This is a genomic window from Rugamonas rubra (assembly GCF_900114705.1).
GTDB classification, from domain to species: Bacteria; Pseudomonadota; Gammaproteobacteria; order Burkholderiales; family Burkholderiaceae_D; genus Rugamonas; species Rugamonas rubra.
Map to the genome: position 1 here is coordinate 1 of NZ_FOTW01000040.1, position 21,533 is coordinate 21,533.

Below are 21,533 nucleotides of genomic sequence, written 5' to 3' on the forward strand. Positions count from 1 at the left end.
CTACAACCTGGTGCGCCTTGAAATGGCCAACGTCGCCGCCGACGCTCAATGCAACCCCACCGACATCAGCTTCGTCCGTGCATTTCACATCATTCAATACGAACTAACATGGGCCGCCGCGACTCGCGCCTATGGCAAGCTGCCTTCCCTACTACAAAGAATGCGGCAAAGGCTAGTCACCGAACTGACTGTCAAACGACCCGGCCGTCATTTTGACCGGGTCGTCAAATCAAAGGCACAGCGCTACCCATACAAGAAGTCAAAAGCTTAAGTCAACGGCATTAGGGTCAGACCCTAGGGTCTGACCCTGGCTCTCCGCCTTTGGTTGGTGTTGCCGCCGCCGGCGCCTTGAATTCACGGCAGCACGGACCGGCGGAAGCGTGGCTGGGCTGGCCATGAGCGCGCCAATGCCTCAGTCGCGCTTGCCGCTGGGCAGCGGCCTGGCTTGGCCGGCGGGCGCCGGGCGAACTTTTTCGACGCCCGGCGTGCCGTGGCGGTCGGTGTCGACCAGGCCCTGGGCGATGTCGATGGCGGCCTGGCGCATCACGTCGCGCGGCTTGGCCGGCCGGCCCTCGGGCGTTTCGTCGCGCTCGTGCGGCAGGCGGGTCTTGCCGTCGTTCTGCATGGGTTTGCTGGTGTCGGTTTTGCTTTCCGTCGGGGTGGTGGCCATCGCGTTCTCCTCGTGTGGGCGTGCAGGCCATCTTAGCGCTTCGCCAACAGTGCCGTCGCCCGCTTGATCGACGCCGCGCGGACTGGCGTGCCTACAACAGAGCGGCAACGGGAGGGTTGCTCAACATGCATTTCTTTCGGGAAATCAGTTACTATTCCGGCCAGGACGGCGCGCCGTCCTTTTCTCCGTCACGGCCATGGAAAGAGCACCGCATTGAAACCAGATTCCCTCTCCGAGCAGACGCATCCGTCGTTCGCGCCCTGCCACAACTGCCAGGCGCCGACCGGCGGCAACTTCTGCCAGAACTGCGGCCAGGAAACCCATCTGCACCCGGCCAGCGCGCGCGAGTTCCTGCACGAGTTCGTCGGCCACTACGTGGCGCTGGAGGGCAAGCTGCTGGGCACGCTGTGGCGCCTGTTGTTCCGCCCGGGCCTGTTGACCAACGAATACGTGGCCGGCCGCCGCGTCCGCTTCGTCCAGCCGCTGCGCTTGTATCTGACGCTGAGCGTGCTGTTCTTCGCCTTGCTCAAGTTCACTCACGGCGGGACGATTCAGCTGGACGACGACGCCAAGCCGACCGCCGAGCTGGCCGCGCCGGCGGCGGCCGAGGAACGGCACAAGCCGGCGGCGCCGGCGGCCAAGAACGAGCAAGTGGGTGAAGAGCAAGTGGGTGGGCGGGTCGACGGCGACATCGACGACGCCGACATCGCCCGCTGGGCCGACCGGGTGCCCGGCCTGACCAAGCGATGGCAGCATTTCGAGCACTTGTCCAGCGCGGAGAAGTCGAAGGTCATCGGCGACGGTTTTTACCACTACGCGCCCTACGCGCTGTTTTTGATGATGCCGGTCTTCGCGCTGTACCTGAAGCTGTTGTACCTCGGCTCGGGCAAGCGCTACGGCGAACACTTGCTGTTCGCCCTGCACAGCAACGCCTTCGCCTTCATCATGCTGGGCGCCATGACCCTGATCGGGCACGGCGGCGTCAAGTTCCTGCTGTGGCTGTGGCTGCTGGCCTATCTGCCCTGGGCGATGCGCCGGGTCTACCAGCGCGGCCGCCGCGCCACCGCCTGGCGCTGGCTGGCCCTGATGACCGTCTACACGGTGACGATCGGCATCGGCCTGCTGCTCTCCATGGGCGTCGGCATCCTGACGGCGCACTGAGCGGCAAGGCCGGCCCGGCTAGCTCACAGCTTGCCGGACGGCTGCCACAGCTCGACCTTGTTGCCGTCCGGATCGATGAACCAGCCGAAGCGGCCGTAGTCGAAGGACTGGCTGTCGCCGACCAGCTCGGCGCCGGCGGCCTTGACCTGGGCCAGCGCGCCGTCGAGGTCGTCGACGATCAGGTTGAACATGAACTCGCGCTTGGACGGCGCGAAGTAGCCGTTGTCGACCTTGAACGGGCTGAACACCGTGCAACTGCCCTCCGGCAGGGCGGCCGGGAAGAAGGAGGCGTACTCCGACGACTCGGTCGGCAGGCCCAGATGGGTCTGATACCAGGCCAGCAAGGCCTTCGGATCCTTCGATTTAAAGAAAATACCACCTACGCCCAACGCTTTTGCCATCTTGTTCTCCTGTGAGGTTGCCGCTTGCAGTCTGAGCCTGCCCGCACTATACTGGTTGCATATACAGTATTCCGACGCCTTCCCGTGGAGGACTCGCGTACCGGCATCCGGTTTGCGCCTGGCATCGTCGTATAGCAGAAGCCCGCATTATGGGTTACTCTGCTGCGTGTTGCCAGCCCCGCCATCCTATATTGTTACGAGATTTCTATGCCCGCCACGCATGCCATGTTCCAGACCATCGCGCTTGTCGTCCGCCAGAACACCGACGGCATCGAAGAGTCGGTCGACAGCGTCATCGACTTCCTGCAGCGCGCCGGCCACAGCGTCGTGCTCGAGGAGCAGACGGCGGCCCACCTGGGGCGGCACGGCGTCGAGGTGCTCAACGCGGCCGGCATCGGCGCCCGCGCCGACGCCGCCATCGTCATGGGCGGCGACGGCACCATGCTGGGCATCGCGCGCCAGCTGGCGCCCTACGACGTGCCGCTGATCGGCATCAACCAGGGCCGCCTCGGCTTCATGACCGACATTCCGCTCGACAACATGCTCGACGTGCTGGCCAAGATCCTCGGCGGCAGCTACAAGGCCGAGCGCCGCAGCCTGCTCGAGGGCAGCGTGCTGCGCGACGGCGAGGTCATCCACGTCGGCATGGCCGTCAACGACGTCGTCGTCGCCCGCGGCGCCGGCGCCGGCATGGCCGAGCTGCGCGTCGAGGTCGACGGCCACTTCATGTACAACCAGCGCTCGGACGGCCTGATCATCGCCACGCCGACCGGCTCGACCGCCTACGCGCTGTCGGCCGGCGGCCCGCTGCTGCACCCCAGCCTGGGCGGCATCGTGCTGGTGCCGATCGCCCCGCACGCGCTGTCGAACCGGCCCATCGTGCTGCCCGAGTCGAGCGAGATCGTGGTCGAGATCGTCCGTGGCCGCGACATCAGCGTCAACTTCGACATGCAGACCTTCGCCAGCCTGGCGGCGCAGGACCGCATCGTCATCCGCCGCTCGCCGCACACCATCTCCTTCCTGCACCCGCACGACTGGAGCTACTACAACACGCTGCGCGAAAAGCTGCACTGGAACGAATACCCGTCCGGTGAAGGCAAGCTCAGCTAAGCCAACCCAACCCCACCCACTTTGCCCCCGCCCATGCTGCGTACACTGTCCATCCGCGATTTCGTCATTGTCGATTCGATTGAACTGGAATTTTCCGCCGGCTTCTCCGTCTTCACCGGCGAGACCGGCGCCGGCAAGTCCATCCTGATCGACGCGCTGACCCTGGCGCTGGGCGGCCGCGGCGACGCCAGCGTGGTGCGCGAGGGCGCCGCCAAGGCCGACATCACCGCCGACTTCGCCGTCGGCGAGGCCGCCGCGCAGTGGCTGGCGGCCAACGAGTTCGCCGTCGACGAGGGCGGCGCCCTGCTGCGCCGGGTGATCGACAACGCCGGCCGCTCCAAGGCCTACATCAACGGCATCGCCGCCACGGCGGCCCAGTTGCGCGAGCTGGGCGACCAGCTGGTCGACATCCACGGCCAGCACGCCCACCAGTCGCTGCTCAAGACCGAGGCGCAGCGCGCCCTGCTCGACAGCCAGGCCGCCAGCAAGGACGCCGGCGCCGCCGCCGACGCGCGCGCCGTCGCCGCCGGCCACAAGGCCTGGCGCGCGCTGGCGCGCCAGCGCGAGGAGTTCGAAACCAACGCCGCCAACGTGCTGTACGAGCGCGAGCGGCTCGAGTGGCAGGTCGGCGAGCTGGAGAAGCTGGCCGTCAAGCCGGGCGAGTGGGCCGACATCACCAACGAGCACAGCCGCCTGTCGCACGCCGCCAGCCTGCTCGAGGGCGCGCAGGAGGCGCTGGCCGTGATCTCCGAGGCGGATGAGCACCCGGTGCTGTCGCAGCTGTCGGCGCTGAACCAGAAGCTGGGCAAGCTGGCCGGCATCGACAGCGGGCTGCAGGCGGTGGTCGACCTGATCGAACCGGCCCGCATCCAGCTGCAGGAGGCCGTCTACGCGCTCAACGACTATCTGGACCGGGTCGAGCTCGACCCCGAGCGGCTGCGCCAGGTCGACGCCCGCATGGAGGTGATCCACAGCGCGGCGCGCAAGTTCCGCGTCACGCCCGACGAGCTGCCCGACGAGCACGCCAAGCTGGCCGGCAAGCTGCAGCAACTGGCCGACGCCAGCGACCTCGACGGCCTGCGCCAGCAGGAGGAGAAGCTGAAGGCCGCCTACATGGAAGTGGCGCAGCGGCTGTCCGCCACGCGCGCCGTGGCGGCGCGCCAGCTGGGCGAGCAGGTGACGCGCGCCATGCAAGACCTCAACATGACCGGCGGCAGCTTCGAGGTGGCCTTGCACGCAGGCGAGCCGAGCAGCAGCGGCCTGGAGCAGGTCGAATTCATGGTCGCCGGCCACGCCGGCGTGGCGCCGCGGCCGCTGGCCAAGGTCGCCTCCGGCGGCGAGCTGGCGCGCATCGCGCTGGCCATCTCCGTCATCACCTCGAACGCCACCGCCACGCCGACCCTGATCTTCGACGAGGTCGACAGCGGCATCGGCGGCGGCGTCGCCGAGGTGGTCGGCCGCCTGCTGCGCCGCCTCGGCCAGCAGCGCCAGGTGCTGTGCGTGACCCATTTGCCGCAGGTGGCCAGCCAGGCCGGCCACCACTTCCAGGTGGCCAAGCGCACCCTGGAGAGCGGCAAGACCGCCTCGCGCATCGACGTGCTCGACAGCAAGGCCCGCGTCGAGGAGGTCGCCCGCATGCTCGGCGGCCTGGAGATCACCGCCACCACCCGCAAGCACGCCCGCGAGCTGCTCGCCTCCTAACTCCCCCGGGGTCAGTGCCGACATTCGTACACGGGCTCGGCAGTAAAGGCGTTCGACGGAACGACGCTACAGTTGAGGTCGTGTCCGAATGTCGGCACTGACCCCGCTTGGGGGCTGACCCGGGTTGTTGCGCCGGCCGGCGTAGTTTTCGCTCCGGCTGCGCGCAAGCTCTCTATAATGGCAGGCTGTCCCGTCCACCTCCCATTGGCCTTCATGTCCTTTCAAAAAGAACCTCCATACACGCACGGCACCGTCAGCCGCAGCGCCATCGTGCTGGTCAACCTGGGCACGCCGGACGCGCCGACCCGCTCGGCGGTGCGGCGCTATCTGAAGGAGTTCCTGTCCGATCCGCGCGTGGTGGAGATTCCGCGCGCCGTCTGGTGGTGCATCCTCAACCTGATCATCCTGCCGTTCCGCTCCGGCCAGTCGGCCAAGAAGTACGCCTCGATCTGGAGCCGCGAGGGCTCGCCGCTGAAGGTGCACACCCAGCGCCAGGCCGAGGCGCTGTTCGGCGCCCTGGCCGAACGCGGCCACGACGGCGTCACCGTCGCCATGGCGATGCGCTACGGCTCGCCCTCGCTGCCCGAGGTGCTGGCCAAGCTGAAGGCCGACGGCTGCGAGCGCGTCGCCATCCTGCCGGCCTATCCGCAATATTCCGGCACCACCACCGGCTCGATCTACGACGCCGTGTTCGACCACTACCGCGCGGTGCGCAACCTGCCCGAGCTGCGCTTCGTGCGCAACTACCACGACCACGAGGCCTACATCCGCGCGCTCGAGCACAGCGTGCTGGCCCACTGGGAGGCGCACGGCCGGCCGGACCAGCTGCTGCTGAGCTTCCACGGCGTGCCCAAGCGCACCCTGCTGCTGGGCGACCCCTACCATTGCGAGTGCCTGAAGACGGCGCGCCTGCTGGCGGCCCGCCTCAAGCTGACGCCGCAGCAATACGTGGTGACCTTCCAGTCGCGCTTCGGCAAGGCCGAGTGGTTGCAGCCCTACACCGCGCCCACCCTGCAGCAACTGGCGCGCGACGGCGTCAAGCGGGTCGACGTGATCTGCCCCGGCTTCACCAGCGACTGCCTGGAGACGCTGGAGGAGATCGCCATGGAGGCGCGCCACGATTTCGAGGCGGCCGGCGGCGAGGTGTTCCACTACATCCCCTGCCTGAACGAGTCGCCCGACTGGATCGCCGGCCTGGCCGAGATCGCCGAGCAGCACATGATAGGCTGGCCGACCATGATGACGCCGGCCCAGCGCGAGGCCGTCAAGAAGGACGCCGAACTGGGCCGCGAAGCGGCGCTGCGCCTGGGCGCCAGCGCCTGATCCGGCGGCAGATCCTGCGGCTGCTCCAGCGCGCTCGCCGTGGTCCAAGCCAGCGTCCGAGCCAGCGGCACGGGCGCCGCCGCACGGGCGCGCGCCAAGCCGGCGACGGCGCCGGCGCGGCCGGGCGTAGACGAAAAGCCACAGGGGTGCCGGACCACCGCCGCCAAGCCGTAATCAGCACTTGGCCTCGACGAGTGCCAGCCTGTTAAAATAGCAGGCTTGTAGGCTAGGGGATCAGCCCGGTGTAGCAGATCCACGCGGTCGTCAGAACGATGTAGGCGACGATGGATGCTGTGATCAGCGGCAACTTCATGATATGCGCTCCCGGAAGAACAGCCTGTCAGGCCGTCTAGTTTCATCTTAGACGCTGCGGCGCAAATGTGAATCCCCCTTTGCTGAAGTTTTGGAATGATTGCAATTTAGGCAAGCTCGCCACGCCACCGCCGGCGCCACGCCACGGGGCGAAGGCTGAGTTTGCCGCGATTTTGCTGATTAAATCGCGGGCAGAATACCCCTTGAAAAGGTAGGATATCGCCCCATTTGTTGCGCAGTCGGTACAGAAGCCATGTCAAACAAATATGAACGTAGGAGTCTCTCAGATGCAAGATCAGGAAAACCAAGCCGTGCCTAATCCAGAGGCGGAAGCGGGCGCCCCCTCGACTCCAGAGCAACTGTCGCTGGAGCAGCAACTGGCGGACACCGAAGCGCGCCTGGTCGAGATGCGCGACGCCTTCATGCGCGCCAAGGCCGATGGCGAAAACATCCGCCGCCGCGCCCAGGAAGACGTCTCCAAGGCGCATAAATTCGCCGTCGAAAGCTTCGCCGAGGCCATGGTGCCGGTCAAGGACAGCCTGGAAATGGCCTTGAAGGTGGAAACGCCTTCGATCGATTCCTTGAAAGAGGGCGTCGAAATGACCTTGAAGCAGCTCAGCGCGGCCTTCGAGAAGAACCGTCTGCTCGAGATCTTGCCGGCGCAGGGCGACAAGCTCGACCCGAACAAGCACCAGGCCGTCGCCGTGGTGCCGGCCGAGCAGGAAGCCAACACCGTCGTCTCGGTGCTGCAGAAGGGGTATATGATCGCCGACCGCCTGTTGCGTCCGGCCATCGTGACGGCGGCGCAGGCAAAATAATAATTTGTCGGGCCGGCTTGATAAGCACTTGAAAACATACAGCTTTTCCACATATTAGTACCATCTGAACTTAGCAAAAAAGGAAGAAAAATCATGGGTAGAATTATCGGTATCGATCTGGGAACCACGAATTCCTGCGTTTCCATCATGGAAAATGGTCAGCCAAAGGTAATCGAAAACGCCGAAGGCGCGCGCACGACGCCCTCGATCATTGCTTACCAAGAAGATGGTGAAATCCTCGTCGGCGCGCCGGCGAAACGCCAGGCCGTCACCAATCCGAAGAACACACTGTTCGCCGTCAAACGTCTGATCGGCCGCAAGTTCGACGAAAAAGAAGTGCAGAAGGACATCGGCCTGATGCCCTACTCGATCATGAAGGCCGACAACGGCGACGCATGGATCGGTGTGCGCGACAAGAAACTGGCGCCGCCGCAAATCTCCGCCGAAGTGCTGCGCAAGATGAAGAAGACCGCCGAAGACTACCTGGGTGAGGAAGTCACCGAGGCCGTCATCACCGTGCCGGCCTACTTCAACGACTCGCAGCGCCAAGCCACCAAGGACGCCGGCCGCATCGCCGGTCTGGACGTCAAGCGCATCATCAACGAGCCGACCGCGGCCGCGCTGGCCTTCGGCCTGGACAAGACCGAAAAGGGCGACCGCAAGATCGCCGTGTATGACTTGGGCGGCGGTACCTTCGACGTGTCGATCATCGAGATCGCCGACGTCGACGGTGAAAAGCAATTCGAAGTGCTGTCGACCAACGGCGACACCTTCCTCGGCGGCGAAGACTTCGACCAGCGCATCATCGATTACATCATCGAAGAGTTCAAGAAGATCAACGGCCTGGACCTGAAAAAAGATCCGATCGCCCTGCAGCGCATCAAGGCTTCGGCCGAGCGCGCCAAGATCGAACTGTCGTCCTCGCAGCAGACCGAGATCAACGAGCCCTACATCGCCATGGCGAACGGCGCGCCGGTCCACCTGACGCTGAAGATGACCCGCGCCAAGCTCGAATCGCTGGTCGAGGAACTGATCAACGCCACCATGGAGCCTTGCCGCATCGCCATCAAGGACGCCGGCGTCAAAGTGTCCGACATCGACGACATCATCCTGGTCGGCGGCATGACCCGTATGCCTAAGGTGCAGGAAAAGGTCAAAGAGTTCTTCGGCAAGGATCCGCGCAAGGACGTCAACCCGGACGAGGCCGTCGCTGTCGGCGCCGCCATCCAGGGTTCGGTCCTGTCGGGCGAGCGCAAGGACTTGCTGCTGCTGGACGTGACCCCTCTGTCGCTGGGTATCGAAACCCTGGGCGGCGTGATGACCAAGATGATCCACAAGAACACCACGATTCCGACCAAGTTCTCGCAAGTGTTCTCGACCGCCGACGACAACCAGCCCGCGGTGACCATCAAGGTCTTCCAGGGCGAGCGTGAGATCGCCGCCGGCAACAAGGGCCTGGGCGAATTCAATCTGGAAGGCATCCCGCCGGCATCGCGCGGCACGCCACAGATCGAAGTGACCTTCGACATCGACGCCAACGGCATTCTGCACGTCGGCGCCAAGGACAAGGCCACCGGCAAAGAGAACAAGATCACGATCAAGGCCAACTCCGGTCTGACCGAGGCGGAAATCCAGAAGATGGTGAAGGACGCCGAAGTCAACGCCGAAGAAGACAAGAAAGTGAAGGAACTGGCCGAGTCGCGCAACCAGGCCGACGCGCTGGTCCACTCGACCCGCAAGTCGCTGACCGAATACGGCGACAAGCTGGAAGCGGGCGAGAAGGAAAAGATCGAAGCCGCCATCACCGACTTGGAAGGTTCGATCAAGTCCGGCGACAAGGCCGAGATCGACGCCAAGCTGGCCTCGCTGTCGACCGCCTCGCAGAAGCTGGGCGAGAAGATGTACGCTGACATGCAGGCGCAGCAAGCCGCCGGCGGTGCCGGCGAAGGCGCGCAAGCCGGCGCCGGCGCCGGCGCGGCCGAAGGCCAAGCCAAGCAGCAGGACGACGTCGTCGACGCCGACTTCAAGGAAGTCAAAGACAGCAAGTAAGCCGTCTCTGGCCGGACGCCGCGCGCGTCCGGCCTCGTCGGCAGACTCTGCCGCCGCGCAGACCGGCCGAGCCGAGTGACCGTCAAGCCGGTTCCGGCTCGGCTTTTTCGCATAATCAGTACATCAGTAAATACAGCAAGGTCCCGACAACATGGCAAAGCGTGATTTCTACGAGACACTCGGTGTCGCCAAAAATGCTTCGGAAGAAGAGATCAAGAAGTCTTATCGCAAACTGGCGATGAAGTACCATCCGGACCGCAATCCGGACAGCAAAGAATCCGAAGAGAAGTTCAAGGAAGTCAAAGAAGCCTACGAGATGCTGACCAATCCGGAAAAGCGCGAGGCGTATGACCGCTATGGCCACGCCGGCGTCGATCCGAACATGGGTGGCGGCGGTGGCTTCGGCGGCGGCGCCGGCGGTTTCGGCGACGCCTTCGGCGACATCTTCGGCGACATCTTCGGCGGCGGCGGCGGCCGTGGCCGCAGCGCCGGCCCGCAGGTCTACCGCGGCGCCGACCTGCGCTACAACCTGGAAATCACGCTGGAGCAGGCCGCCCACGGCTTCGACACGACGATCCGCGTGCCGTCCTGGGACAAGTGCGACACCTGCCACGGCTCCGGCGCCAAGCCCGGCACCGCGCCGACCACCTGCGGCACCTGCGGCGGCCACGGCCAGGTCCGCATGCAGCAGGGCTTCTTCAGCATCCAGCAGACCTGCCCGAAATGCCACGGCACCGGCAAGATCATCACCGACCCCTGCTCGCCTTGCGGCGGCGCCGGTCGCATCAAGCGCAACAAGACGCTGGAGGTGAAGATTCCGGTCGGCATCGACAACGGCATGCGCATCCGCTCGTCGGGCAACGGCGAACCGGGCACCAACGGCGGACCGTCGGGCGACCTGTATGTGGAGATCCACATCAAGCCGCACAGCGTGTTCCAGCGCGAGGGCGACGACCTGCATTGCGAAATGCCGATCTCCTTCGCCAAGGCGGCCCTGGGCGGCGACATCGAAGTGCCCACGCTGTCGGGCAAGGTGTCGTTCACCATTCCCGAGGGCACCCAGTCGGGCAAGACCTTCCGCCTCAAGGGCAAGGGTATCAAGGGCGTGCGCTCCGGCTACGCCGGCGACCTGTTCTGCCACGTCGCCGTCGAGACGCCGGTCAAGCTGACCGACAAGCAAAAGGACATGCTGCGCGACTTCGAGAAGCTGACCACCGAGGGCGGCTCCAAGCACAGCCCGCAAAGCAAGACCTGGAAAGACAAGGTGAAGGACTTCTTCGAGTAAGATAGTCGCCGCACACTCGGGACGCGCCAGCGTCCGTTTCGATAGACCGCCCTGACGCTCGCCCGAGCGGATCGGCGGTCTTGTTATGTACGAGAACGAGAGGATCAAGATGAACGAGCCAGAGAACACCCCCGTCCCCCTGCAAAATCTGCTGGACAACAACCGCCGCTGGGCCGAATCCCAGGTGCAACGCGACCCCGACTTCTTCAACCGGCTGGCCCAGCAGGCCTCGCCGGAATACCTGTGGATCGGTTGCTCGGACAGCCGGGTGCCGGCCAACGAGCTGCTGGGCCTGGCGCCGGGCGACGTCTTCGTCCACCGCAACATCGCCAACGTGGTGGTGCACTCCGACCTGAACTGCCTGTCGGTGCTGCAGTTCGCCGTCGACGTGCTGAAGGTCAAGCACGTCATCATCGTCGGCCACTACGGCTGCAAGGGCGTGCACGCGGCCATGACCGGCACCCGCATCGGCCTGGCCGACAACTGGCTGCGCCACGTCCAGGACGTGCACCAGAAGCACGAGCGCTACCTGGGCGACGTGCTGACCAGCCGCAAGCGCGCCGAGCGCCTGTGCGAGCTCAACGTGATCGAGCAGGTGAACAATGTCTGCCAAACCACCATCGTGCAGGACGCCTGGGACCGTGGCCAGGAAGTCAGTGTGCACGGCTGGGTCTATGGCCTGAAGGACGGCCTGTTGAACGACCTCAACATGACCGTCAGCGCCGCCCACGACCTGGCGCCGCGCATGGCCAAGGCGCTGGCGCAGTACGCCGACGAGCAGGGCTGAGCCGGGTCGACGCCGGGCGAGGTCAATCAGGGTCAGACCCTAGGGTCTGACCCTCGCTCCCGGCTACGGCATGGTTTGATTCTTGCTTGTAATTCCCTCCATGAAGCACACTTTGATCCATTCGTGATGTCCAGGCGGATTTCGGCTCCCCCCATGCGCAACCTCCGTATCGTCGTCGTCAACACCATCATCGCCGCCGGCGAGGAGGACGACCTCGTCCTGCAAGGCCAGGCCGCGCGCGCCGAGGCGCTGCGCGTCGGCCTGCTCGAGGCCGGCTACGACATCGTCGCCTCGCTGCCGGCCGACATGTACCTGCCCGAGCGCATCGCCCAGCTGCAGCCGGACATGATCATCATCGACGCCGAGTCCGACGCCCGCGACGTGCTCGAGCACATCGTCATGGCCACCCGCGACGAGCGCCGCCCCATCGTCATGTTCACCCAGAGCGAGGACACCGCCAGCATGGACGCGGCGATGGCCGCCGGCGTCACCGCCTACATCGTCGCCGGCCTGCAGTCCGAGCGCATCAAGCCGGTGCTCAACGTCGCGCTGGCCCGCTTCAAGCAGGAGCAGAAGCTGCTCAGCGAGCTGCACGACACCCGCCACAAGCTGGCCGAGCGCAAGGTCATCGAGCGCGCCAAGGGCCTGCTGATGGCGCGCCACCAGCTGTCCGAGGACCTGGCCTACCAGAAGCTGCGCAACCTGGCGATGAACAAGAACCTCAAGCTGTCCGAGGTGGCCCAGCGCCTGCTCGACGTCGAGGACCTGCTCGGCTAGGGCTCCGCCCGGGGGGCGTCGACGGCGCCATCGTGGTGCAGCGCACAATTGTGGTGCGTTTTTCGCCCCGCCGCTGCCCCGTTTCTCCCCCGTTTTACCCCATTTCCGCCCCGTTCCTCCCCCGTTGCCGCTCGGCCTGCCGATCCGGGTAGCCGCCAGCCTCCGCGCGCGTGGCATGGTACTTGCAACTACCCAACATATAGCGGATCGGCCAACGGCGGTCGGAGCGCACCAAGACAATGGCGTCTTTTTCAGCATGAATGTTTCGTGCCGGGGGAGACGCTTTTTTATTTGCTGAAGGATTCTGGACATGACGACAAGCGCTAGCCATCCGGCCGGCCGGCCCGAGAAGCAGTTGCTGCGGGTCGGCTTCAATCCGCTGACCGACTGCGCCTCGGTGGTGGTGGCCGCGCTGCTCGGCTTCGACGAGCGCTACGGCATCAAGATCGTGCTGCGCCGCGAGGCCTCCTGGGCCGGCGTGCGCGACAAGTTGATCGGCGGCGAGCTCGATGCCGCCCACGTCCTCTACGGCCTGGTCTACGGCGCCCAGCTGGGCATCGGCTGGCAGCAGAAGGACATGGCGGTGCTGATGCAGCTGAACCAGAACGGCCAGGCGATCACCCTGTCGCAGCGCCTGGTCGAGCAGGGCGTGGTCGACGGCGCCTCGCTGGCGGCGCTGATGCGCGCCGAGCCGCGCACCTTCACCTACGCCCAGACCTTCCCCACCGGCACCCACGCGATGTGGTTGTACTACTGGCTGGCGGCGCAGGGCATCGACCCGATCCGCGACGCCCGCGTCATCAGCGTGCCGCCGTCGCAGATGGTGGCCAACCTGGCGGCCGGCCACATGGACGGCTTTTGCGCCGGCGAGCCCTGGGGCCACCGCGCCCTGGCCGACCGGGTCGGCGTCACCGTCGCCACCAGCCAGCAGATCTGGCCCGACCACCCGGAAAAGGTGCTGGGCGCCTCGGCCGAGTTCGTCGAACACCACCCGAACGCCTGCCGCGCCCTGATCGCCGCCGTGCTCGACGCCAGCAAATGGATCGAGGCGGCCGACGCCAACCGCCTGGCCACGGCCGAGATCATCGCCGCCGTCCAATACGTCAACACCGGCCGCGACGTCATCGCGCCGCGCCTGCTGGGCCGCTACGAGGACGGCCTGGGCCACGCCTGGCAGGACCCGCACAGCGTCAGGTTCCATGATGGCGGCGCGGTCAACTTCCCCTACCTGTCGGACGCCATGTGGTTCATGACCCAGCAGCGGCGCTGGGGCCTGCTCAAGCACGACCCCGACTATTTCGCCGTCGCCTGCCGCGTCAACCAGGTCGCGCTGTACCGCGAGGCCGCCGAGCTGAGCGGCACGCCGACGCCGCCGTCGGCGTTGCGCCGCTCGACCCTGATCGACGGCAGCGTCTGGGACGGCAGCGACCCCGAGGGCTACGCCGCCTCCTTCCCCATCCGGCACCGGCCCTGATTCCCCGCCGCCCGCCGCCCCCCAAGAAATTCACCCCACAGGAGCCCACCATGACACTCGCATTGATCAGCAACACGGCGCCGGACAGCGCCGACGCCATCGTTCCCCTGTCGGGCGAGGTGTTCGGCGCCCTGATCAATCTGTCGGGCCGGCGCCGCTTCACCTCGCAGCGGCTGGTGCTGTACGCGGTGCTGGCGGCGCAGGGGCAGGAGGACGCCGTCGCCACCGCCAGCGAGGCGCTGGGCCTGTTCCGCAACGCCCACAAGCTGCTGCTCAAGGGCGGCGACGGCCTGCCCGGCGTGTTCTGCGCCGAGCTGCAGCGCGCCTACTTCGGCCCCGGCCAGGGCGAGCGGCAGATCGCCGACTTCATCGACCTGGCCGAGCGCACCCTGCACGCGATCGGCAGCGGCGGCATCAAGGCGCCCGGCCTGCTGGCCGAGCTGGTCGGCATCACCACGCCGACCCTGGCCGTGCTCAACCAGATCACCGCCGTCTACGAGGAGCAGTCCAAGCTGCACGCCCGCCTGATGCGCAAGCAGCTGCGCGGCATCATCACCGAGATCGAGACCATCGCCAAGCAGGCCAAGATGGTGGCCTTCAACGCCCGCGTGGTGGCGGCCCGGGCCGGCCACGCCGGCCGCGAGTTCGCCGTCGTCGCCGGCGTGATGGCCAACATCACCAGCGAGATGGACAGCATGGTCAGCAGCGCGCTGAGCGCCGCCGCCTGAGCGGCTGAGCCACCGGCGCAAACCGAGGTCCAGCATCCGAGCCAGCGACGCAAACTTAGGGTCAGACCCTAGGGTCTGACCCTGGCTCTTCGCCTTGGGGTGCTTGTATAGCCGCCGGCGCCTCGACATGGCCCGCCGGCCCCACGAATACTAGAACGGAGCAAACATCATGCAAGCTGCACAAGGCAAAGTCACCCTGGTGGGCGCCGGTCCCGGCGACCCGGAACTGTTGACCATCAAGGCCCTGAAGGCGATCGAGGCGGCCGACGTGCTGCTGATCGACGACCTGGTCAACCCGGAGATCCTGGCGCTGGCGCCGAGCACGGCGCGGGTGATCCAGGTGGGCAAGCGCGGCGGCTGCGAGTCGACGCCGCAGGAGTTCATCGAGCGCCTGATGATCGCCGAGGCGCGCGCCGGCCAGCACGTGGTGCGCTTGAAGGGTGGCGACCCCTACCTGTTCGGCCGTGGCGGCGAGGAGCGGGCGCAGCTGCGCGCCCACGGCATCGCCGTCGAGGTGGTGCCCGGCATCAGCAGCGGGCTGGCGGCGCCGGCCACGCTGGGCGTGCCGCTGACCCACCGCGCTTGGAGCCAGGGCGCCGTGTTCGTCACCGGCCACGGCAAGGACGCCGCCTCGGAGCCGAACTGGGCCGCGCTGGCGCAGTCCGGCCTGACCTTGGTGGTGTATATGGGCGTGGCCCGTTGCGAGGCGATCCAGGCCGGCCTGTTGGCCGGCGGCGCCAAGCCCGACACGCCGGTGGCGGTGGTGCAGTCGGCCACCCGCGCCCACCAGCGCCAGTTGCTGACCACGCTGGGCCAACTGCCCGCCGCGCTGCGTGACAGCGGCCTGGGCAGCCCCAGCATCATCGTCATCGGCGACGTGGTGCGCTGCGCCGACGACTGGCAGGACCTGGCCGAACTGGCGCCGCCGCCAGCGCTAGAACAGCCGGCCGTCGGCCACGCCGCGTCGCCTGGGATTCGGTTTTTCGTGACGTCGCGAGATGCCGCCCTCACCCCCGCAAGCCAGGGGTCAGACCCCGTACGGGGTCTGACCCCGACCGTGGCGTTCCGGGTTGCGGGGTAAAAAAACATGCACCGCGCCGCGCACCGATACTGTGCGGCGCTGCACCGCAACATCGCAGCGCCCTCCCGATTCATTTCCACGCCTCAACGGTTTGACCGCCGTTCCCGCCGCCCAGCCCCTGCCGCCGGGCGCAACAGCCTCTGGCACAGCTCTTGCATTAGCTAAAACAGGGATCAATGGCGATCCCCACAAAAATATTGCGCTGGTCTAAAGATGGACTGGCAAGGACAACGGCGTCCGCCCAGCTTGGTCATTGGATCAGGTTGCGCGGACGCCTTTTTTTTGCGCCTTTGTTTCACTTATCAGGATAAAAAAATGGCCAGCAAAGCAAACAGCATCACCCTCTTTTCCATGGCGACGCCACCGATGCGGGCGTTCCACCTGACATGGATGGCTTTCTTCGTCTGCTTCTTCGCCTGGTTCGCCTGCGCCCCGCTGATGCCCGTCATCAAGGGCGAGTTCGGCCTGAGCCTGGCGCAGATCGCCAACATCAACATCGCCGCCGTCGCCATCACCATCCTGGTGCGGCTGATCGTCGGCCCGCTGTGCGACCACTTCGGCCCGCGCAAGACCTACACCGGCCTGCTGCTGCTCGGCGCCATCCCGGTGCTGGGCGTGGCGCTGTCGCAGAGCTACGAGAGCTTCCTGTTCTTCCGCCTCGGCATCGGCGCCGTCGGCGCCAGCTTCGTCATCACCCAGTACCACACCTCGGTGATGTTCGCGCCGAAGATCGTCGGCACCGCCAACGCGGCCGCCGCAGGCTGGGGCAACGCCGGCGGCGGCGCGGCGCAGGCGCTGATGCCTTTGCTGATGGGCGCCATGGTCATGCTGGGCGTCGGTGAAACCATGGGCTGGCGCGCCGCCCTGCTGGTGCCGGGCGTGCTGATGCTGGTCATGGCCGTGCTCTACTACCGCTACACCCAGGACTGCCCGGAAGGCAACTACAGCGAGATGCGCGCCGCCGGCATCCCCATTGAAGGCGGCAAGAAGGGCGGCTGGGACAGCTTCAAGACCGCCGCCACCAACCACCGCGTCTGGCTGTTGTTCGTCACCTACGGCGCCTGCTTCGGCGTCGAGATCTTCATCCACAACATCGCCGCCATCTACTACGTCGACCACTTTGGCTTCTCGCTCAAGGCCGCCGGCCTGGCCGCCGGCAGCTTCGGCCTGCTGGCGCTGTTCGCCCGCGCCCTGGGCGGCTGGATCTCCGACCGGGTCGCCCTGCGCGGCAACCTGAACAGCCGCGTCACCCTGCTGTTCATCATGATGATCGGCGAGGGCGCCGGCCTGCTGTGGTTCGCCAACGCCGACGGCGCCACCTTCGCCGTGATCGCCATGCTGACCTTCGGCCTGTTCACCCACATGGCCTGCGGCGCCACCTACGCGCTGGTGCCCTTCATCGACAACCGCGCCCTGGGCGGCGTGGCCGGCATCATCGGCGCCGGCGGCAATGTCGGCGCGGTGGCGGCGGGCTTCCTGATGAAGGGCCTGGGCAACACCCAGCAGACCCTCAGCGTGCTCGGCGTGCTGGTCGCCGTCTCGGCCGTGTGCGCCCTCGGCGCGCGCTTCTCGAGCAGCGCCATGCAGCCCGCGCTGGGCGCCAACAAACTCGCCGCGTAGGCCACCCCGCAAGGCAAGGGGTCAGACCCCGCAGGGGTCTGACCCCGGCGCTGGCGTCCCGGGTCGGGGTAAAAGTTAGCAGCATTCGTTAGCAGATTAAGGGAGCAACACCATGAAAATCATCGTCATCGGCCACGGCATGGTCGGCCACAAGTTCCTGGAAAGCCTGGGCGACAGCAGCGACATGCAGGTCACCGTGTTGTGCGAGGAATCGCGCCCGGCCTATGACCGGGTCCACCTGTCCGAGTATTTCTCGGGCACCTCGGCCGAGCAGCTGTCGCTGGTGCCGCAGGGTTTTTTTGAGCGCGGCAACCTGCTGCTCAAGCTGAAGACCCGCGCCGTCTCCATCGACCGCGACGCCAAGACCGTCACCGTGCGCAGCGGCGAGGTGCTCGAGTACGACAAGCTGGTGATGGCCACCGGCTCCTTCCCCTTCGTGCCCCAGCTGCCCGGCAAGGACCGCAAGGACTGCTTCGTCTACCGCACCATCGAGGACCTGGAACGCATGCTCGAATGCGGCAAGCGCTCCAAGACCGGCGTTGTGATCGGCGGCGGCCTGCTCGGCCTGGAATGCGCCAAGGCGCTGCGCGACATGAACCTGGCCACCCACGTGGTCGAGTTCTCGCCACGCCTGATGGCGGTGCAGGTCGACGACGCCGGCGCCCGCGTGCTGCGCAAGAAGATCGAGGACCTCGGCGTCACCGTCCACACCGGCAAGAACACCCAGGCCATCGTCGACGGCGTCGACGGCACCCACCGCATGGAGTTCGCCGACGGCACGCACCTCGACACCGACATGATCGTCTTCTCGGCCGGCATCCGCCCGCGCGACTTTTTGGCGCGCGAATGCGGCCTGGCCACCGGCCCGCGCGGCGGCATCACCATCAACAACCAGTGCCAGACCTCGGACTCGGACGTCTACGCCATCGGCGAGTGCGCGCTGTGGAACGGCCAGGTGTTCGGCCTGGTGGCGCCCGGCTACGACATGGCGCGCATCGCCGCGCGCCACCTGATGGGCGAGCAGGCCGAGTTCGCCGGCGCCGACATGAGCACCAAGCTCAAGCTGATGGGCGTCGACGTGGCCAGCATCGGCGACCCGCACGGCGCCGCCGCCGGCAGCCGCTCCTACCAGTTCACCGACGAGCGCAAGCAGATCTACAAGAAGATCGTGGTCTCCGACTGCGGCAAATACCTGCTGGGCGGCGTGATGGTGGGCGACGCCAGCGAATACGGCACCCTGCTGCAGATGATGTTGAACCGCATCGAGCTGCCCGAGTCGCCCGAGTTCCTGATCCTGCCGCAGTCCGACGGCCAGGCCCGTCCCGCGCTGGGCGTCGACGCGCTGCCGGAAACCGCGCAGATCTGCTCCTGCAACGACGTCAGCAAGGGCGCGCTGTGCCGCGCCGTGTCCGACGGCGCCACCTCGATCGGCGCCCTGAAGAGCTGCACCAAGGCCGGCACCGCCTGCGGCGGCTGCGTGCCGCTGGTGACGCAGGTGATGAAGGCCGAGATGAAAAAGCTCGGCATGGACGTCAACAACCACGTCTGCGAACACTTCGCCTACTCGCGCCAGGAGCTGCTGCACCTGGTCCGCGTCGGCAAGATCACCACCTTCAACGCGCTGCTGGCGCAGCACGGCAAGGGCCGTGGTTGCGACGTGTGCAAACCGCTGGCGGCCAGCATCCTGGCCTCGTGCTGGAACGACTTCGTGCTGAAGAAGGAGCACGCCAGCCTGCAGGACACCAACGACTACTTCCTCGGCAACATCCAGAAGGACGGCACCTACTCGGTGGTGCCGCGCATGGCCGGCGGCGAAGTCACCGCCGACGGCTTGATCGCGGTCGGCACGGTGGCCAAGAAGTACGGCCTGTACACCAAGATCACCGGCGGCCAGCGGGTCGACCTGTTCGGCGCCCGCGTCGAGCAGCTGCCGCTGATCTGGGAGGAACTGATCGCCGCCGGCTTCGAGTCCGGCCACGCCTACGGCAAGTCGCTGCGCACCGTCAAATCCTGCGTCGGCTCGACCTGGTGCCGCTACGGCGTGGACGACAGCGTCGGCCTGGCCATCGAGCTGGAGAACCGCTACAAGGGCCTGCGCACGCCGCACAAGATCAAGTTCGGCGTGTCCGGCTGCACCCGCGAGTGCGCCGAGGCGCAGGGCAAGGACGTCGGCATCATCGCCACCGAAAAGGGCTGGAACCTCTACGTTTGCGGCAACGGCGGCATGAAGCCGCGCCACGCCGAGCTGCTCGCCGCCGACCTGGACAAGGCCACGATGATCCGCTACATCGACCGCTTCCTGATGTTCTACACCCGCACCGCCGACCGCCTGCAGCGCACCAGCGTCTGGCGCGACAACCTGGAAGGCGGCCTCGACTACCTCAAGCAGGTCGTCGTCGCCGACAAGCTGAACCTCGCCGACGAGCTGGAGGCCGAGATGCAGCACGTGGTCGACACCTACGCCTGCGAATGGAAGGCCGCCGTCGAGGACCCGGAGACGCGCAAGCGCTTCCGCACCTTCGTCAACAGCGACAAGGGCGACCAGAACGTGGTGTTCATGGAGGAGCGCGGCCAGATCCGCCCGGCCACCTTCGAGGAACGCCAGCGCGTCATCCCGATCGCCGTCAAAGCCTAAGCACTTGTCCGCCCACCTTCAGGAGAACCGTATGCACCGCGATATGCAAACCGACAAATGGATCGCCGTCTGCGACCTGGCCGAGATCGTCCCCAACACCGGCGTCTGCGCGCTGTTGAACGAGGTGCAGGTGGCCGTGTTCCACCTCGACGACAACGGCACGCCGCGCGTCTTCGCCATCGAGAACTACGACCCCAACTCGCAGGCCGCCGTGCTGTCGCGCGGCCTGGTCGGCAGCCTGGGCGAGCGCATCGTGGTCGCCTCGCCGATCTACAAGCAGCACTTCGACCTGCAGACCGGCGAATGCCTGGAGGCGCCGGAGAATTCCGTCGGCACCTATCCGGCCCGCATCGCCGAGGGCAAGGTCTGGGTCGGCGTATGAAACCGGCGCTGGTAGTGGTCGGCAACGGCATGGCCGGCATGCGCACGGTGGAGGAGCTGCTCAAGCTGGCGCCGGACATGTACGACATCACCGTGTTCGGCGCCGAGCCGCACGGCAACTACAACCGCATCCTGCTGTCGCCGCTGCTGGCCGGCGAAAAGAGCATCGCCGACATCATGCTGCACACCCGCGAGTGGTACGCCGAGCACGGCATCACGCTGCACGCCGGCGACCCGGTCGAACACATCGACCGCCGCCGCCGCGTGGTGCGCAGCGCCGCCGGCCTGGAGGTGCGCTACGACCGCCTGCTGCTGGCCACCGGCTCCAAGCCCTTCATCATCCCGGTGCCGGGCCACCAGCTGCCCGGCGTGATCGCCTTCCGCGACATCCAGGACGTCGAGACCATGCTGGAGGCGGCGCGCAGCCACCGCCACGCCGTGGTCATCGGCGGCGGCCTGCTCGGCCTGGAGGCGGCCAACGGCCTGCTGCGCCAGGGCATGCAGGTGACGGTGGTGCACGTCACCGACTGTTTGATGAACCAGCAGCTCGACAAGCCGGCCGCGCAGCTGCTGCAAAAGGCGCTCGAGCACAAGGGCCTGCGCTTCCTGCTCAACGCCCAGACCGCCGAGATTGTCGGCCCGGACCGCGTGACGGCGGTGCGCTTCAAGGACGGCAGCGAGATCCCGGCCGACCTGGTGGTGATGACCGCCGGCGTGCGCCCCAACATGGCGCTGGCCCAGCAGTCCGGCCTGCACTGCGAGCGCGCCATCGTCGTCGACGACACGCTGCAAACCTACGACCCGCGCGTCTACGCCGTCGGCGAATGCGTGCAGCACCGCAGCGCCACCTTCGGCTTGGTGGCGCCGATCTGGGACCAGGCCCGCGTCTGCGGCGCCCACCTGGCCGGCGCCGGCCACCGCCGCTACGTGCAGCAGACCTCGCCGACACGGCTGAAGGTGACCGGAGTAGACTTGTACTCGGTCGGCGACTTCATCGGCGGCGAGGGCAGCGAGGACCTGGTGCTGCGCGACCCGCGCCGTGGCGTCTACAAGCGCCTGGTGTTGAAGGACAACCGCATCGCCGGCGCCGTGCTGTACGGCGACGTGCAGGACGGCCCCTGGTACTTCGGCCTGATCCAGAACCGCACCGACATCGGCGCGATCCGCAATCATCTCTTATTCGGCGAGGCGCTGTGCGCCCAAGCCGCTTGATCTGGAAT

Annotated in this window: 18 protein-coding genes and 1 pseudogene; 17 read left to right on the forward strand and 2 right to left on the reverse strand. The window is 66.7% G+C overall.

Features of this window, described 5'->3' with window-relative positions; genetic code table 11:
• Positions 1 to 271: pseudogene (locus tag BM252_RS31275) on the forward strand (IS4 family transposase); the annotation flags it as partial.
• A 141-nt stretch (positions 272 to 412) separates the two neighbouring features.
• On the opposite strand, the gene BM252_RS28060 reads toward BM252_RS31275, so the two are convergent.
• The gene (locus tag BM252_RS28060) at positions 413 to 670 is read right to left on the reverse strand and encodes a hypothetical protein (protein ID WP_093390995.1); all 258 of its coding nucleotides are present in this window, start codon (positions 668 to 670) and stop codon (positions 413 to 415) included.
• A gap of 213 nt (positions 671 to 883) precedes the next feature.
• Between BM252_RS28060 and BM252_RS28065 the strand changes: the two genes are divergently transcribed.
• Complete coding sequence (locus tag BM252_RS28065; protein WP_093390997.1) at positions 884 to 1,831, forward strand: DUF3667 domain-containing protein; 948 nt, start codon at positions 884 to 886, stop codon at positions 1,829 to 1,831.
• Between the two features lie 23 nt (positions 1,832 to 1,854).
• Here the strand turns inward: BM252_RS28065 and BM252_RS28070 are convergent, their stop codons facing one another.
• On the reverse strand, positions 1,855 to 2,232 hold the full coding sequence (locus tag BM252_RS28070; protein WP_093390998.1) for a VOC family protein: 378 nt from the start codon (positions 2,230 to 2,232) through the stop codon (positions 1,855 to 1,857).
• A gap of 207 nt (positions 2,233 to 2,439) precedes the next feature.
• On the opposite strand from BM252_RS28070, the gene BM252_RS28075 reads away from it, so the two are divergent.
• The 15 genes from BM252_RS28075 to BM252_RS28145 all read left to right on the forward strand — a co-directional run bounded on the left by BM252_RS28075 (position 2,440) and on the right by BM252_RS28145 (position 21,525).
• Entirely contained in the window at positions 2,440 to 3,342 is a 903-nt protein-coding gene (locus tag BM252_RS28075) for an NAD kinase (RefSeq protein ID WP_093391000.1), read from the forward strand.
• A gap of 33 nt (positions 3,343 to 3,375) precedes the next feature.
• Positions 3,376 to 5,043 carry a DNA repair protein RecN gene (recN, locus tag BM252_RS28080; RefSeq protein ID WP_093391001.1) on the forward strand — a complete coding sequence of 556 codons (1,668 nt, stop codon included), beginning with the start codon at positions 3,376 to 3,378 and terminating at the stop codon, positions 5,041 to 5,043.
• A gap of 213 nt (positions 5,044 to 5,256) precedes the next feature.
• Positions 5,257 to 6,366 carry a ferrochelatase gene (gene hemH / locus BM252_RS28085; protein WP_093391025.1) on the forward strand — a complete coding sequence of 370 codons (1,110 nt, stop codon included), beginning with the start codon at positions 5,257 to 5,259 and terminating at the stop codon, positions 6,364 to 6,366.
• Positions 6,367 to 6,965: 599 nt separating this feature from the next.
• A complete protein-coding gene (gene grpE, locus BM252_RS28090) occupies positions 6,966 to 7,496 on the forward strand; it encodes a nucleotide exchange factor GrpE (RefSeq protein ID WP_093391003.1) in 531 nt (176 codons plus the stop codon).
• Positions 7,497 to 7,547: 51 nt separating this feature from the next.
• Positions 7,548 to 9,545, forward strand: coding sequence for a molecular chaperone DnaK (dnaK, locus tag BM252_RS28095; protein ID WP_281249405.1), 1,998 nt, complete (start codon positions 7,548 to 7,550; stop codon positions 9,543 to 9,545).
• Positions 9,546 to 9,696: 151 nt separating this feature from the next.
• Positions 9,697 to 10,830, forward strand: coding sequence for a molecular chaperone DnaJ (gene dnaJ / locus BM252_RS28100; protein ID WP_093391006.1), 1,134 nt, complete (start codon positions 9,697 to 9,699; stop codon positions 10,828 to 10,830).
• Positions 10,831 to 10,939: 109 nt separating this feature from the next.
• On the forward strand, positions 10,940 to 11,617 hold the full coding sequence (can, locus tag BM252_RS28105) for a carbonate dehydratase (protein WP_093391027.1): 678 nt from the start codon (positions 10,940 to 10,942) through the stop codon (positions 11,615 to 11,617).
• A gap of 153 nt (positions 11,618 to 11,770) precedes the next feature.
• Positions 11,771 to 12,394: an ANTAR domain-containing response regulator gene (locus tag BM252_RS28110; protein WP_093391007.1), complete on the forward strand. Its 624-nt coding sequence runs from the start codon at positions 11,771 to 11,773 to the stop codon at positions 12,392 to 12,394.
• Positions 12,395 to 12,704: 310 nt separating this feature from the next.
• Complete coding sequence (locus tag BM252_RS28115; RefSeq protein ID WP_093391009.1) at positions 12,705 to 13,868, forward strand: CmpA/NrtA family ABC transporter substrate-binding protein; 1,164 nt, start codon at positions 12,705 to 12,707, stop codon at positions 13,866 to 13,868.
• 50 nt (positions 13,869 to 13,918) lie between these two features.
• Entirely contained in the window at positions 13,919 to 14,596 is a 678-nt protein-coding gene (locus BM252_RS28120) for a methyl-accepting chemotaxis protein (RefSeq protein WP_093391010.1), read from the forward strand.
• 169 nt (positions 14,597 to 14,765) lie between these two features.
• On the forward strand, positions 14,766 to 15,677 hold the full coding sequence (gene cobA / locus BM252_RS28125; protein ID WP_093391012.1) for a uroporphyrinogen-III C-methyltransferase: 912 nt from the start codon (positions 14,766 to 14,768) through the stop codon (positions 15,675 to 15,677).
• 315 nt (positions 15,678 to 15,992) lie between these two features.
• Positions 15,993 to 17,297 (forward strand): MFS transporter, encoded by a 1,305-nt coding sequence (locus tag BM252_RS28130; RefSeq protein ID WP_093391013.1) that lies wholly within the window; start codon positions 15,993 to 15,995, stop codon positions 17,295 to 17,297.
• Between the two features lie 112 nt (positions 17,298 to 17,409).
• The gene (gene nirB, locus BM252_RS28135) at positions 17,410 to 19,932 is read left to right on the forward strand and encodes a nitrite reductase large subunit NirB (RefSeq protein ID WP_093391015.1); all 2,523 of its coding nucleotides are present in this window, start codon (positions 17,410 to 17,412) and stop codon (positions 19,930 to 19,932) included.
• 31 nt (positions 19,933 to 19,963) lie between these two features.
• On the forward strand, positions 19,964 to 20,314 hold the full coding sequence (nirD, locus tag BM252_RS28140) for a nitrite reductase small subunit NirD (RefSeq protein ID WP_093391016.1): 351 nt from the start codon (positions 19,964 to 19,966) through the stop codon (positions 20,312 to 20,314).
• Positions 20,311 to 21,525 (forward strand): NAD(P)/FAD-dependent oxidoreductase, encoded by a 1,215-nt coding sequence (locus tag BM252_RS28145; protein ID WP_093391018.1) that lies wholly within the window; start codon positions 20,311 to 20,313, stop codon positions 21,523 to 21,525. Before nirD ends, BM252_RS28145 begins: the two co-directional genes overlap by 4 nt.
• Positions 21,526 to 21,533: the final 8 nt, after the last annotated feature.